11 protein-coding genes are annotated in these 14,320 nt (G+C 67.1%); all 11 read left to right on the forward strand.

The window, feature by feature from the left end:
• Positions 1 to 295: 295 nt before the first annotated feature.
• Entirely contained in the window at positions 296 to 1,255 is a 960-nt protein-coding gene (locus HPY83_05055) for a Gfo/Idh/MocA family oxidoreductase (GenBank protein NPV07318.1), read from the forward strand.
• An 8-nt stretch (positions 1,256 to 1,263) separates the two neighbouring features.
• Positions 1,264 to 2,268 carry a hydroxyacid dehydrogenase gene (locus HPY83_05060; GenBank protein ID NPV07319.1) on the forward strand — a complete coding sequence of 335 codons (1,005 nt, stop codon included), beginning with the start codon at positions 1,264 to 1,266 and terminating at the stop codon, positions 2,266 to 2,268.
• Between the two features lie 75 nt (positions 2,269 to 2,343).
• Positions 2,344 to 3,861, forward strand: coding sequence for an NAD(P)/FAD-dependent oxidoreductase (locus HPY83_05065; protein ID NPV07320.1), 1,518 nt, complete (start codon positions 2,344 to 2,346; stop codon positions 3,859 to 3,861).
• Entirely contained in the window at positions 3,858 to 5,138 is a 1,281-nt protein-coding gene (locus tag HPY83_05070) for an FAD-dependent oxidoreductase (protein ID NPV07321.1), read from the forward strand. Before HPY83_05065 ends, HPY83_05070 begins: the two co-directional genes overlap by 4 nt.
• Positions 5,135 to 5,584 (forward strand): DUF1667 domain-containing protein, encoded by a 450-nt coding sequence (locus tag HPY83_05075; GenBank protein ID NPV07322.1) that lies wholly within the window; start codon positions 5,135 to 5,137, stop codon positions 5,582 to 5,584. The genes HPY83_05070 and HPY83_05075 overlap by 4 nt, the downstream gene beginning before the upstream one ends.
• A 136-nt stretch (positions 5,585 to 5,720) precedes the next feature.
• Complete coding sequence (locus HPY83_05080; GenBank protein NPV07323.1) at positions 5,721 to 7,328, forward strand: hypothetical protein; 1,608 nt, start codon at positions 5,721 to 5,723, stop codon at positions 7,326 to 7,328.
• Positions 7,329 to 7,475: 147 nt separating this feature from the next.
• On the forward strand, positions 7,476 to 8,828 hold the full coding sequence (locus tag HPY83_05085; protein ID NPV07324.1) for a hypothetical protein: 1,353 nt from the start codon (positions 7,476 to 7,478) through the stop codon (positions 8,826 to 8,828).
• A gap of 222 nt (positions 8,829 to 9,050) precedes the next feature.
• A complete protein-coding gene (locus HPY83_05090) occupies positions 9,051 to 10,739 on the forward strand; it encodes a hypothetical protein (GenBank protein NPV07325.1) in 1,689 nt (562 codons plus the stop codon).
• A complete protein-coding gene (locus tag HPY83_05095) occupies positions 10,739 to 11,791 on the forward strand; it encodes a hypothetical protein (GenBank protein ID NPV07326.1) in 1,053 nt (350 codons plus the stop codon). The genes HPY83_05090 and HPY83_05095 overlap by 1 nt, the downstream gene beginning before the upstream one ends.
• Positions 11,792 to 12,215: 424 nt before the next feature.
• A complete protein-coding gene (locus HPY83_05100) occupies positions 12,216 to 13,355 on the forward strand; it encodes a DUF58 domain-containing protein (GenBank protein NPV07327.1) in 1,140 nt (379 codons plus the stop codon).
• The coding region (locus tag HPY83_05105; GenBank protein ID NPV07328.1) for a hypothetical protein at positions 13,348 to 14,320 on the forward strand (973 nt) is incomplete at its 3' end. The genes HPY83_05100 and HPY83_05105, both read left to right, overlap by 8 nt.

The following is a 14,320-nucleotide window of genomic DNA, read 5'->3' on the forward strand; positions in this document are numbered from 1 at the left end:
AGCCTTTGGGAAGGCTCCCAAAGGCGAGACTCCGGACTGCAGTCGTCGCGCGCGCTCGTCGTCGCATTGGCCCAGCTACTGCCACCTATCTGACTCGGGTCATCTGTCGCGGCAGTATATGATGGGGTGGGGCGATCGGCAAATGCCCTTTGCCGCCCTCCGGTCCCTATGCTAGCATGCGCGCTCAGGCCCGAACCACCGCGAGCACCCCGCCTGGGAAGCATGACCTGCACAGGGTGATATGGCCCAGGTGCGGGATTCGATGACGAAACGGGGCCACTGAGGAGGCCGTCAGATGGAGAAAGTGAAAGTAGCCCTTATCGGTGCTGGCAGCATGGCGAACTCGGTCCACTATCCATCGCTAGCCGAGATGGATGATGTGGATATGGCGGCCCTGTGTGACCTGGTACCGCAGAAGCTGGAAGAGACGAGCCGCCGGTTCGGCATTCGCCGCACTTACACGGACTACCGGGAGATGATCGAGAAGGAGAACCCGGACGCGGTATATGTGCTCATGCCACCACATCACCTGTTCGACATCACGGTCTACTGCCTGCAGCAGGGCAAGCATGTGTTCGTGGAGAAGCCGCCGGCTGTCACCACGTTTCAGACCATGGAGCTGGCCAACTGGGCGGCCCAGAAGGGCTGCACCACTCTGGTCGGGTTCAACCGGCGTTTCATCCCCTTGATGACCCGGGTGCGGGATATGCAGCGAGAAGCGGGAGCGCTGAACCTGGCGGTGTCGACCTTCTACAAGGCGCAGCCGGAAGCGCTGTACTACAACGGTGTCATCGACTGCCTGCACTGCGATGCCATCCACGCGGTAGACGCTTTGCGCTGGATGGGGGGAGACGTGCGGGCGGTGGCCTCAGACGTGGGGGCCAGCGGTTCCCCCAGGCTGAACCGATGGCTGGCGGTGATGGACTTCGAGGACGGGGGCACGGGCGTCCTGCTCACCAACTGGGACTCGGGCGGCCGCGTGCACACCTTCGAACTGCACGCGCCCGGGTTCGGAGCCTTCGTCAACCCAGACCCGGGTGGCCAGGCGGTGGTGTACCGCGCCGGCAAGGAGACACTCACTATCGGGGCCGAGGAAGCGGCGGAGAGCCAGGAAAGGCACCACGTGTACGGGTTCTTCGGCGAAAGCCGCCACTTCATCGACTGCGTCAAGGAGGGCATCGAGACCGAATGCGGCTTCGCGGACGCGGCTAAGACGATGGCGCTGGCGGACGATATCCTCGCCAGTTGCCTCTAGGCGGCACCATGACCAGGCGCAAGATCCTGTACCTGCCACCCCGTCCCCTCTCGGCCGACATCCTCTCCGAGCGGGCGCGCTCTATCCTGGAGAGCCTCGGACAGGTGATCTGGAACGAGACCGATGAGAACCTGAACGCCGAGCAGTTGGCCGAGCTTCTGCCCGGAGCGGAGGCGGTGGTGACCTCGTGGGGGTCTCCTGCCTTCAGCCCAGAGTTACTACAGGCCGCCCACTCACTGCGCATTGTGGGACACGCAGCCGGCAGCGTGAAGCATCTCATGCCCAAGGAGGGCTATGACCGCGGCATCGTGGTGCTCAGCGCCGCCCCCGTGATAGCCGACTCAGTGGCGGAGTATACGCTGTGGGCCATGTTGAGCGCACAGCGCGACCTGTACAAGTACGAGCACCGCATGAAAGTGGAGCGGGGTTGGCGCCGACCCGAGGACGGCTGGGGGCACGAGCTCTACTTCAAGAGGGTGGGGATCATCGCCGCCAGTATGGTGGGGCGCAAGGTGATGCGGCTGCTCGGCCCATGGGACTGCGATCTAGTGGTCTACGATCCCTACCTGAGCGAGGAGGGGGCGGCCCAGCTAGGGGCGAGGAAAGTGGGGCTGGAGGAACTGATGTCTACTGCCGACATCGTCTCGGTTCACGCCCCCACGACTCCGGAGACGGAGAAGATGCTGCGGGCGGAGCACTTCCGCTCCATGAAGGATGGGGCCCTCATAGTCAACAACGCTCGCGCCTGGGTCTTGGATGAGGAGGCTCTCATCGAGGAGCTGAAGACGGGGCGCATACGCGCTGTCCTAGATGTGTTCGGCCAGGAGCCTCTACCGGCCGATAGCCCGCTGCGGGACCTGCCCAATGTGTTCCTCACCCCGCATATGGCCGGGGCCAGCGAGGAGTCTCGGGGCCGCCTGGTAGAGGCCATTGCCAAAGACATGGCCCGGTACTTCGCCGGCGAACAACCGGAGATGGCGGTGACCTGGCAGCGGCTTCAAATCATGGCCTGATACAGCCGCGCAAGCGCGACTGTCGAGTGACTGTGGCCTCAGCCCCGAAGATGGTAGCGGGCTGAGGCCCACTCATTGAACTGGGAAGCCCTTACGGACGTGAAGCGATACGATGTCATAGTGGTGGGCGCGGGCGTTGTCGGGGCCCTCTGTGCCCGGGAGCTAACCCGCTACGGGGCCCGGGTATTGGTCCTGGAGAAGGGGTCCGACGTATGCAGCGGGGCCAGCAAGGCGAACTCCGGGATCGTGCATGCTTGCCTCTCGCCCAAGCCGGGCAGCAATAAGGCCCGCCTGTGTCTTGAGGGCAACCGCCTCATGCCTCAGCTCTGCCGAGAACTGGGGGTGCCTTTCATGCCGGTGGGCGCTCTGACTGTGGCCTTCCGGGAGAGGGAGGTGCGAGTGCTGAGCGCGCTCCGGGCCAGGGGTGAGCGCAACGGAGAGCGCGGCCTAGAGATACTGCGCGGGCCCAGACTGCGGGAGGCGGAGCCAGCGTTGTCCGAAGAGGCTGTGGCCGCGCTGCTGTCCCCCAGCGCTGGCATCGTCAACCCTATGCTGCTCACCATCGCGGCAGCCGAGAACGCGGTGGCCAATGGGGCCGAGGTGCTGCTGGAAGCGGAGGTCACGGGCATCATCGTGGAGCAGGATGGGGTCGCCGGGGTGCGCACCACCCGCGGCGACTTCGGCTGCCGTTTCCTGGTAAATGCCGCCGGCGCCCATGCTGACCGGGTGATGCGGATGGTGGGCATCACCGACCTGACCATACACCCGCGCCGGGGGGACTACTTCGTGCTAGATCGGTCGGTCTGCTCCAGTGGCCTCGACGGGGAGCGATCCGGGGGCAAACCTCTGGTCCGACACGTCCTCTTCCCCATCCCCACCCCGGTGACCAAGGGCATCCTGGTGACCCCTACGGTGGACGGCAACGTGCTGTTGGGGCCCACCTCGTTGCCCACTCACGAGCTCGAGCACCCGGCGGTCAGCGGCGAGGGGCTGGCGGAGGTGGAGCGCCAGGTGGTGCGGATGGTGCCCTCGCTGGATCTGCGGCAGTGCATCGCCGTCTTTGCCGGCTCGCGGCCCGCCGGTGCCCGCGACTTCATCATCCGCGGCGAACGATCACCGCAGGGCTTGATCACCCTAGCGGGGATCGAATCACCCGGGCTTACGGCGGCGCCGGCCATCGCCCGCCGGGCCGTGGCTCTGCTGGGCGAGGCCGGCCTCAAGCTGAGGCCCGACCCGAGCTTCGACCCCATCCGCGAGCCGCCGCCTCGGCTGGCCGGGATGCCGCCGGAGGTCAGGGCCGAATTGGTGGCCCGAGATCCGGCGTTCGGACGCATCGTCTGCCGCTGTGAGGAAGTGAGCGAGGGGGAGATCGTGGCGGCCATCAGATCGCCCATTCCCGCCCGGACGCTGGACGCCATCAAGAAGCGGGTGCGGGTAGGGGCGGGACGGTGTCAGGGTGGGTTTGATCTGCCCTACGTGGTGGAGATCCTTGCCCGAGAGCTCGGCATCGCCCCCTGCGAGGTCACCAAGAGCGGGACCGGTTCGGAGGTGCTGATGGGCACTACGGGCGCGTGCCGGGGAAGGTGCGGGTGAGGAAGGAGGCTTGCGATGTGGTGGTCGTGGGCTCGGGCCCGGCCGGGCTGGCCGCCGCCTCGGCGGCGCAGGCCTCCGGGGCCAGCACCACCATCGTCGAGCGCAGCCGCGAGATGGGCGGGGTGCTACTGCAGTGCATCCACCCCGGCTTTGGCCTCAAGCTGTATGGCGAGGAACTGACCGGGCCGGAGTACGCCTACCGCTGGCTCGACCAACTGGATGGCGTGCGCTGTCTCACCGAGGCCATGGTGGTGCAGGCCCGGCGCGGAACCGACGATCACCCGGATGAAGGCTTCACCCTCTGGGTGAGCGGGCCGGCGGTGGGGCTGGTGCGGATCAGGGCGCGCGCCGTCGTGCTCGCCATGGGCTGCCGGGAGCGGACGCGGGGGGCCATCGCCATCCCCGGCACGCGCCCTGCCGGGGTGATGACGGCCGGAACCGCCCAGAGGCTGGTCAACATTGACGGCTACCTGCCCGGCAAGCGCTTTGCCATTCTGGGGTCCGGCGACATTGGCATGATCATGGCCCGGAGGCTGACGTGGGAGGGGGCCGAGGTGGTGGGCGTGTACGAGCTGATGCCCTACCTGTCGGGCCTGCGAAGGAACTACGTCCAGTGCCTCCAGGACTACGACGTGCCCCTCTACCTGGGCCACACCGTGACCGAGATTCACGGCGACAGGCGCCTCACCGGGGTGACAGTGTGCCAGGTAGACGAGGCCCTCTGTCCCCGCCCGGAGACGGGAGTGCTGGTGCCGGCCGACACCCTGCTCCTCTCTGTGGGCCTCATACCGGAGAATGAGCTGACGCGCATGCTGGGGGCGGAGCTGGACCCGGTCACGGGCGGGCCCCTGGTGGACGACGGGATGCAGACCACGGTCCCGGGGCTGTTCGCCGCTGGCAACGTAGTGCAGGTGCATGATCTGGCGGACGACGTCACTATGGCGGGGGAGCTAGCCGGGAGGGAGGCGGCCCGGTACGTACTGGAGGGGCCCGAGCCGCGGTCATGGTCGCGGGTTGTGGCCGGAAGGGGGGTGCGGTCGGTCGTGCCCCAGAGGCTACGTCTTCCGGTCCGGAGCCGGCCGGAACTGGCTATACGGGTGCGCCGGCCCATCGAGGCTACCTGCCGCGTGACGGTGTCGGCCAACGGCGAGACTCTGATCCGAAAGCGGCTTGACTATGCCCGGCCGGGGGAGATGATAGGAGTGCGTCTGAGCCCGCGGGCGGCTAGGGCTCTGCGCCCAGAGGATGACGTCTTGGTGGAGGTGAGCGAGGGGTGAGTGGATCCTCCGGTTCGCAGTCTGACGGGGGCCAGGGCGTTGCACCCGCAACCCGCGAGATCATCTGCACCAGCTGTCCTCGTGGCTGTCCGCTGCAGGTGCGTGTTCTACAGGACAGTGTGGAGGTGCACGGAAGTGCCTGCCGGCGCGGTGTGGCCTACGGCCGGGCCGAGGTGGCGGATCCCAGGCGAGTGCTCACTACGACGGTCGGGGTGGAGGGCGGAACGTTACCCGTCGTCCCGGTCCGCACCTTGACTGCGATCCCCAAGGACCGTCTGATTCCGGCATTGGCGGAGCTCCGGAAGGCCAGGCTGCGGGCGCCGGTGCGCATGCATGAGGTAGTGGTGGACTCGGTGGCCGGCACGGGAGTACCAGTGGTTACCACCCGGCCTTTGCCCGTAGCCGCGGGAGTCGTGGCTGCCGGGCACCTGGCGGAGCGGAGCTAAAGAATCCGGAGCCGGTTGCCGAAACTTACGGCGCAACCGGCCCGGCCGGAGAGCGTGTATCCACGGGCAGTTGCCCCAGGGCACCTGCCGGTCGCAGGGGCAAGGGTATGCTCCAAACCTACCGAGGAGTCGGCGTATGCGTAGCAAGCGTGTCGTGGCGCTAGTTGTAGTCCTGGGTCTACTGCTCTTGGGGTGCGGGTTCAACTTCAGCTTGGGGGGAGAGCCGACGGCGACTTCGTTGCCCCCGACCGCCACACCGGTGCCGCCTACCGATACTCGGGTGCCGGCCACGGACACCCCGGTTCCACCTACCGATACTCCCGTGCCGGCCACGGATGCCCCGGTACCACCCACAGCCACCGCCGTTCCGGCAACGGCGACGCCGACAGCCGAGCCGGCTGCCTCTCCGGGGGTTACTGCCACCAGCCCTGCTGCGACCGGCCTGGGTGCCAGTGGCGGCGTCAAGCGACCGGCGGCTGAGGGGCAGGCGCAGGCGAAGAACGTCTTCGAGTTCCTTAGCCACACCGCCTGGGTGGACGACGAGGGCGACATCTCCATCGTCGGCGAGGTGCTCAACGTCTCCGATATCACCATAGACACAGTGGTGTCCATCGAGGCTGCGCTGTGGGATCTGGAAGGCAACCTGATCGAGGGAGATTTTGGTGCCTACCTGGACCGTCCGGTCATCGCCCCTGGGGACAAGAGCAGCTTCTGGGTGCTTATTCTGGAGGACGAGTTGGGCGGCGTTGATCCCCAGGCAGTGGGCGACTACGAGCTCACCCTCTGGGTGACCGACGAGCCTTCGCCTGACGTCGAATTGGTGGTGAAGAGCGCCGAGGCGGTGGAGGAAGGCGGCTATTTCTACATCCGAGGAGAAGTGGAGAACCAGACCGACCTCAGCATCGGATCGCTGAGCGTCTACAGCACTCTGTACGACGCCGCCGGGAAGGTGGTGAACGCCACCCTCGACTTCATCACGCCTGAGCAGCCGCTGCTGCCGGGCGAGACGATGGACTTCGAGGGCTACTTCATGGATCACTTCGAGACAGCCGAATCGTTCTACGTGTTCGTCACCGGATACCCAGTGGAAGCGGGTGCGACGGGCCAGAAGGAGGCCGAGGGGCTCATTCCGGGTGACGGCATCCTCGAGATCACCAGCCATGCCGGCTGGATCACCGAGAACGGCGACATCAGCGTGGTGGGCGAGGCGGTCAACGTCTCTGACCAGACTCTCGACACGCTCATCCTCGTCGAGGCTCGGCTGTACGACGCTGACGGCAACCAGGTCGAGGGCGATTTCACCTACTACCTCGACCGACCGGTCATCCCACCGGGTGAGAAGAGCAGCTTCTGGATTCCAGTGTGGGCTTCCGACCTTGGGGACGTGGATGTGGAGAGCATCACCGACTATGAGATCCTCCTCTGGATCACCGACGAGCCTTCGCCGGACGTGGAGCTCACGGTGACCGAAGCGGAGACGTCCATCGAAGGGAGCGTGTTCTACATTCGCGGCGTTGTCGTCAATCAGACAGACCTGGAATTCATGGGCTTGGCCGTCTATTCCACCCTCTACGATGCCCAAGGCAAGGTGATCAACGCCACGCTGGACTGGATCGAGCTGGATGTCCCTCTGAGGCCAGGGGAGAAGACCGAGTTCGAGGGCTACTTCCCCGAGCACTTCGAGGAGGCAGAATCGTTCTACGTGTTCGTCACCGGCTATACTGCCGAGGCCATGGGCCGTTAGCTCGCCCGCAGGTTTACCAACGGGGCCGAAGGACCGAGCCGGGGAGCTACCCTCCCCGGCTCGGTCCCTGTGAGCGGTCCTGTTTGACGGCTGCCGACGGAGCCTCCACACTAGCGCGGTGCGACGGCCTGGCCGGCAACGGACATTATGGGTCTCACTAGCGCCTTCAAGCCGTGCGACGTGCGCGGCCCATATCCCGAGGTTGTCAACGAGCGGCTCTTCCGGGGTATCGGGGCGGCTTTCGCCGGGCAGTATCCACAGGGTTCTATCGTGGTGCTGGCGGGCGACCTGCGGGCTAGCACGCCTGCCCTCCTGGAAGCCGTGTGGGAGGGTCTGTCCTGTCCTTGGGCGACTGTCCTGCACCCAGCGGCCACCCCGATCGCTTACTTCGTGGCCCGGGAGTTGGGCGCTGACCTCACCCTGGTTGTGACGGCGTCTCACAACCCTCCTGTCTACAACGGGCTGAAGATCCTCGGTCGCCAGGGCCGGCCGCCCTCTGAGAGCGACCTCCGCGATCTGGAGGCGCGCGCGATGGCCCTGCTGGACCGGCCGGTGGTGCGATCAGGGCCGCCGCCGGTGGCGCCTCTCGCTCCGTGGCTGGACCGCTACTGCCAGGCGGTGGTGGGCCTGTCCGGAGAGGGGGATGCTTTGCGGGTGGTGGTGGACCCAGGCAACGGCTGCCTTTGCGGCGTAGCTGCCGCTGCCCTGCGCCAGGCCGGTCACCAAGTGGTGGAGATCAACGGTGGTCCAGATGGTGGCTTCCCTGCCCGGGGCGCCGATCCCACGGTGGATGGGGCGCTGGCCCAGCTAGCAGCCGAGGTGGCGAAGGCCGGCGCTCAGCTCGGCGTAGCCTTCGATGGAGATGGCGACCGGGTGGTCTTCGTGGACGAGGCCGGCTCCGTCGTGCCCGGCGACGTCGCGGCAGCGTTGCTCGCCCTGGAGTCCTCGGGCAGGTCTCCGGGAGCGCCCGTGATTCTAGACGTGCGCGCCTCACGCCGGCTAGCAGCCGCCCTGGAAGCGCGGGGAGCGCGAGTGGTGTGGTCCTACCCTGGCCACGCTCTGATTCGGGCCCAGCTGCTGGAACACGGCGCCGCTTTCGGCGGCGAGATCAGCGGGCACTACTTCTTTGCCGAGCTGGGGGGAGACGATGGGCTCTATGCCGCGATGAGGATCTGCCGGCTGGTGGCGCGGGAGGGGCCACTGAGTCGGCTGGCCGCTGACCTGCCTCGAGGCTACACCTTGACGGAACTGCGTCTCCCCTTCGTTGGAGCGGTTGACCGGGTGCTGGAGGCCCTGGTGGAGGCCTTCCCCGATGCGGGAGCTCAGCGTCAGCCGGCTGGTTTGACGCTGGAGTGGGAGGGGCAGTGGGTGTTAGTGCGGCCCTCCATCACGGAGCCGCTCCTTACCATTCGGGGGGAGTCGTCGTCAGAGGAAGGACTGCTGGAGCTCACCTGCCGCCTCGACGGAGTGCTGCGGCGCTTCGGGCTGCGGTTGACGTAGCGTAGGACAGTGAGCAACCGCCATGGGCCGGCGGGCGCGGCCGCATGGCGGGCGCCGCGCCCATGCTCCCAGGCGCTCTGGCTTGGCCGTAACGGCCGCATGGCCCCCAGGAAGGGCAAGAACGGCGGTTGACCCCGGAGGGCCGCGGCGCGTACACTCAGGTACCCCCCGCGCTGACCCCTCGATAAGGGGCAGCATGGCACTAACACCAGAGGAGCTGCCGTGAGCACGATCATCCTCCCGAGCGTCTGGGCGCGGGACGGGCTGTTTGCCTTCTCGGGTGTCGACGGTCGAACCGACTACTACCGACCCTTCGTGGGGTCGTTGCTGCCAGACCGAATTGGGGTGCATTTCCACGTCCAGCCTCCCTGCGCACTCTACTGGCCGGAAAGCCCTGCGGTCCTGGACCGGCGGCGGTCTGTGGTGACGGGCGACGCTCTGGTGCTGTTTCGGGAGACCGAGGAGAAGCCGTTCCTGACTTGCGCCTTCCTGGATGAGTTCACTCTGGTGGGCCGGGGTCCCAGTCCGGCGCTATCCCCCGTGGCCGCAGCCAGGTCCTTCCTTGACGACCCGCCGGGGGCGGTCTCCGTGCGTCTGGAGGACGATCGCTTCGCCTGCGCTTTCGGTCTGGATGCCGATGATGCCGCGCGCCGAGCGGGGCGCGGTCTCTGGGCCTCGCCAGAGGAAGTGGCAGAGGCTCGGCTGGCGTTCCTGCGCGTACTGACACCTCCTGCCTGGGGAGATGATGCCGAGCGCCGGGCTTACCTCAAGGCTTGTTCGGTCCTCAAGTGCAACACTTATTCGGCCCAGGACGACCTCAATGTGCGCTGGACAACGCCCGATCGCTGGCCCCACCGGCATATGTGGCTGTGGGACTCGGCTTTCCACTCTCTTGGGCTCAGGCGGCTCTCCGGAATGCTGGCTCAGGAAGCTCTGGCGGCTGTGCTCAGCCGGCAGCGAGAGGACGGCTTCATCCCCCACGTCATGGGGCCGGGCGATGAGCAGCGTTCGACTATCACCCAGCCGCCGGTACTGGCCTGGGCTTGCTGGAAGGCCTACCGCGTCCGTGAGGATCGTGAGTTTCTGCAGTGGGCTTACCCCCGCCTCTCTGCCTACTTGGGCTGGGACCTCGAGCACCGGGATGCCGACCGGGACGGGCTACTGGAGTGGCGCAAGGACCTTGAGTCCGAGCTCTGCCACTGCGGGGAGTCGGGCATGGACAACTCCCCTCGGTTCGACCGTCCCGGCAATCAGGCGGCGGTGGACTTCAACGCCATGCTATCGGCCGAGTGCGCCACCATGGCCCGTTTCGCCGCCATCCTGGGGCGGGGAGAAGACGCCTTCGCCTGGCTCAGCCTGCGAGAAAGCCACCGGCGCCTGATGGAAGCAAAGCTGTGGAGTGACGACCTCGGGCTGTATCTCGACCGCCTCGACGGGGAGTGGGTGGATGTGCCCTCGGTGGCCTCCTTCACTCCCCTTTACGCGCGCGTGCCGACCCCCGAGCGGGCGAGAAGGCTGGTGGAATCGCTCTGTGACCCAGGCCGCTTCTGGCGCGCCCTCCCTGTGCCCAGTGTGGCAGCCGACCACCCCAGCTACGACGACGATATGTGGCGAGGCCCGACCTGGCTGAACCTGAACTACCTGGTCGTCGAGGGTCTCCTCCACTACGGGTGCCGCGACGAGGCTTTGGCGCTGGCGGAGCGGACCGTCGCCGAAGTGGCGCGCTGGTATGATCAGGAGGGCTGCATCTTCGAGTATTACGACCCGGAAGGTCGGCGCTCCCCCGCTGCGCTGTCGCGCAAGCGAAACACGGGCGTTGCTCCCATCCGGGACTATGGCTGGTCGGCGGCGGTGTACGTAGAGTTCTGCCACTTCCTTGACGACCCGGAAGACTTCGTGGGAGCGCTGTAGTGGCAGTAGCGGCAGCCGAGGTCGGGATGTTGGGCTGCTGGTGTGCCCAGGCGGCACGCCGGGCCACCAGTTGGGCGGAGTCGGCTCTTCTGGCTGAGGCGGAACGAGCCCAACCGTCTCCCGCGCTCGGCGATGGCTACGCTGGGGTGTTGGCGTCTGTCACACAAGGGGACTTCCAGACCTCGGCGCGGTTGCTGGACTACGCCGTGCGTCGGTGGATGGTCAGCCCAGGCGAGTTCCATCTGCTGGATGAGCCGGAGCGGCAGAGGCAGCGCAGCTTCGTGCGCTCCGCCTGCCTGCTGTTGGCGGCTTCCCGTGCGGGGCGGGCCGACCTGCTGTCCCGGGAGGCCATCGAGAGGCTGCTTTCCTATCAGCACCGGAGCGGCGGCTTCTTCGACATGGATCCGGGCCAGGGACACGGTCTGGTGGAGGCGTTCACCACGGCGTGGGGGGGAAGGGTGGCGCTTCGCTTCTCCTGGCACGAGCGAGCTCGGCAGGCTGCCCAGCTGCTGGCGGAGATGCTCTACATGCAGCCCGACCCCGAGGGCCGGTTCTACTTCACCTACGACAGCACAAGCTCGGCCCTCCTGACCCGGTGGCGGGACCGAGAGCCGCAAGCTCGCTACCTGGACTTCTCGCAGACTGCGGGCGAGACGCATCAGTTGGGCATGGCCCTGGCGTTTCTGGCCGAACTACATCTGGCCGACGCCTCCGGGGGCTGGCTTCGACCTCTGCTGGGCTACATCGGTGTGATTCAGCGCTGGAATGCCTCCCTCATGTCTCTGCCGGCACTGGGTGTCTTGGCGGAGGGCCTAGCGTTGGCTGGGTGGGCAGTGCCGGCAAGCCGAGAGGAGCTGTGGCCGAGCCTCGTTTCGGCGTCACGCGGCATAGCCGCCACCCAGACGGGAACCGGCAGCTTTGCCGCCTGGAACTGTGGGCTGGGGGCGGACTACGACCGAGGTTTCAGTGCTATGGAGACCACCGGCTGGACGGCCCTGGGGCTGTCGGGAGCGGCGCAGGCTTTGCAGGCCTCGCTGTCGGTGAGAGCCTGATGCGCCGGAGTGGCCCCGCAGCCGGATCACCGTATCTGTGAGCCCACTCCTGGAAGGGGGATGGCGGCGGCGGGTCATCGCTGCCGTCGCGTAGGCGAGCGCCGGCCCGAGTCGTGGGGCCCATTTCTGGTTGTTTGGCACCGGCCTCTGATAGACTTACCTGCAGCACTGTCAGGTAACGGGTGAGGAAGTGTTTTCACCGAGGCCGGCGGACCCGACCACAGACGCACATCTGTCTACCCTGAGATTCGACTCGAGACCCAGAGCGAGTGCTTCGGCTCGGCTGCTGGGGGCGTTGCTGGTGCTCCTTGCTCTGCTGGCATTGTTTGTGCCCTCGCGTATCTGGTTCGTTTTGCTAGTTTCCTTTGGGTGCGTTCAGCTGGTTTCTTATCTGTGGACCCGTTCTTTGAGCCGCGGAGTGCGATTGGGGCGTCGGTACGGTAGCTCCCTCATTCGAGTGGGCGACCGGTTGGTCGAAGACTTCCGCCTGGTCAATACCTCTGTGTTCCCCATGCCCTGGCTCGAGCTGCGCGACAACTCCGACCTGCCCGGCTACTCGGTGAGCACCGCCTTGGGCGTGGGCCCGCAGTCAGAGGTGCGCTGGCAGGCAGGGGGACTCTGTCTGCAGCGGGGGCAATTCCGTCTGGGGCCTTGGGAAGCGACGACCGGTGATCCTTTTGGGCTCTACCAGGTTACCGCCCGATCGAACGCGCATGTGGACCTGCTGGTGTACCCACCTGTGGGTCGGGCGCCAGAGGTGGCTCCGGACAAGGGAAGGTCGGCGGGAGAGCGCAGTCACATGGTGCGCTCGGTGGAGCAGACGGTGACCGCTGCCGGGGTGCGGCACTACACGGCAGGCGACCCACCACGCCACATTCACTGGCCCACCACCCTGCGGGTGGGCGACCTGATGGTTAAGGACTTCGATCTGGAGCCGGCCGGCGACCTGTGGGTCGTGCTCGACATGGAGGCACGCACGCAGGCCGGTCAGGATCACGAGTCCACCGAGGAATACGCCGTGCTGGCGGCGACGGCCATCGTCGCTCGCGGCCTGGGGCGGGAGCAGGCAGTGGGGCTGCTTGCCTACGGCGGCGGTCGGGTGTTCTTGCCCCCGGCCAAGGGAGAGGAGCAGTACTGGAAGCTCATGCGGGGGCTGGCCACCATCAGGGCGAAGGGAGCCTGGCCTCTGTCCCAGGTCCTACACGCCGAGCGTTGGGGGCTAGGGGGCGGAGCTGGGGTGGTGGTCGTGGCCAGCAGCGAGTGTGAGAGCTTGCCAGCGGGCGTGGAGCTGCTTCGACGCCTGGGATCAAGGCCGTCGGTTCTCCTGCTCGATGCCGTATCCTTCGGTGGCAAACGAGGCGCCCAGGAGCTGAGCGCAGTCCTGGGCCGCATGGCGGTCCGACACTGGGTGCTGGACCGCGAATACGAATTCGTCGCCCTAAGCAGTCGGGAGAAGCGGCGGCGGGCGGCCCTCCGACGCAGCGAGCGATGGGGCCTGGCTGCGCCGGCCGCATGGGGCTCACCGAGCAAAGGGCACCCGGATCGCGAGGCGGGCCATGCATAGGAACAGCGGCCTGATTGCCATGGCCGAGGAGGCTCTGGCTCACGCGCAGGGACGGCTGGGCGACATGGCGGTGGTGGCGCTAGCCGTGATGCTCCCTCTGGCCCTAGCTGAGAGCCGATGGGTGCCGGGGATGGAGCTGTTAGCGCCCGTCACCGGCATCGCCGGGATTCTGGGCCTCGCATTGGGGCGGTCCCGGCGCACTTCTGCCTGGGCGTGGCTGGGGGCGTTCCTGGCGGGCATGGCCCTGTCGCTGCTGGCAGCAGGCGGGGTGTTCTCCCACCCGGCCGAAGCACTGGGGCGTCTGATGCAGGGTGTACGCCGGTTGCAGTGGTGGGCGACGGTGGTGTGGCTGGGCGGCTCCAATGATGACCCATTGGCCCCTCTAGTGGCCGCCGGCTGGACCATGTGGACGGCCAGCCTGTGGATGGGGTGGGCGGCAGTGCGCTTGCGGGCGGCCATGGCGGCGGTGCTGCCGGTGGGCGTATTGCTGGCGGCCAACACGTTCTTCGGCCTGGGCGGCTGGCGCCACCTGGTGGCGTTCGTGCCACTGTCCCTGTCCCTGCTGGTACAGACCCGGCTGTGGCGCCTGCGGGACGAGCTCGGCCCCCATGGTCCCCTCGATGATTCGGCCCTGGGGGCCCGGGTCATTGCCCTGGCGGCTCCCGTCGCGGTGCTGGCGTTGGCCGTGGCATTGATCCTCCCGCCAATAGCGGCTGAGGACTTGGCCGATGCCTTCTGGGAACGGGCGGAGGCGCCTTGGCGGCGGGTGGTCAGGGTGGTGAAGTGGCTCTTCCCTGGGGTGGCGGCGCGTGGCGACGCTCCCTCCTGGCTCGACGAGGGAGCCGGCGCCGGTCTACCGGCGGCTCGTGAGCTCGCCGGGCAGGTGGCGCCGGACGAGCAGCTTGTCATGTACGTGCGAACCAGCGATCCGCCTCCTCTTGCCGTACCCGACTACCGCGACCCCT

This window comes from Anaerolineae bacterium (genome assembly GCA_013178015.1).
Classification (GTDB): domain Bacteria; phylum Chloroflexota; class Anaerolineae; order DRVO01; family DRVO01; genus Ch71.

Coding starts and splice junctions, on each gene's coding strand:
- HPY83_05055 (NPV07318.1), top strand. CDS start 296: ATGGAGAAAGTGAAAGTAGCCCTTATCGGTGCTGGCAGCATGGCGAAC.
- HPY83_05060 (NPV07319.1), top strand. CDS start 1,264: ATGACCAGGCGCAAGATCCTGTACCTGCCACCCCGTCCCCTCTCGGCC.
- HPY83_05080 (NPV07323.1), top strand. CDS start 5,721: ATGCGTAGCAAGCGTGTCGTGGCGCTAGTTGTAGTCCTGGGTCTACTG.
- HPY83_05085 (NPV07324.1), top strand. CDS start 7,476: ATGGGTCTCACTAGCGCCTTCAAGCCGTGCGACGTGCGCGGCCCATAT.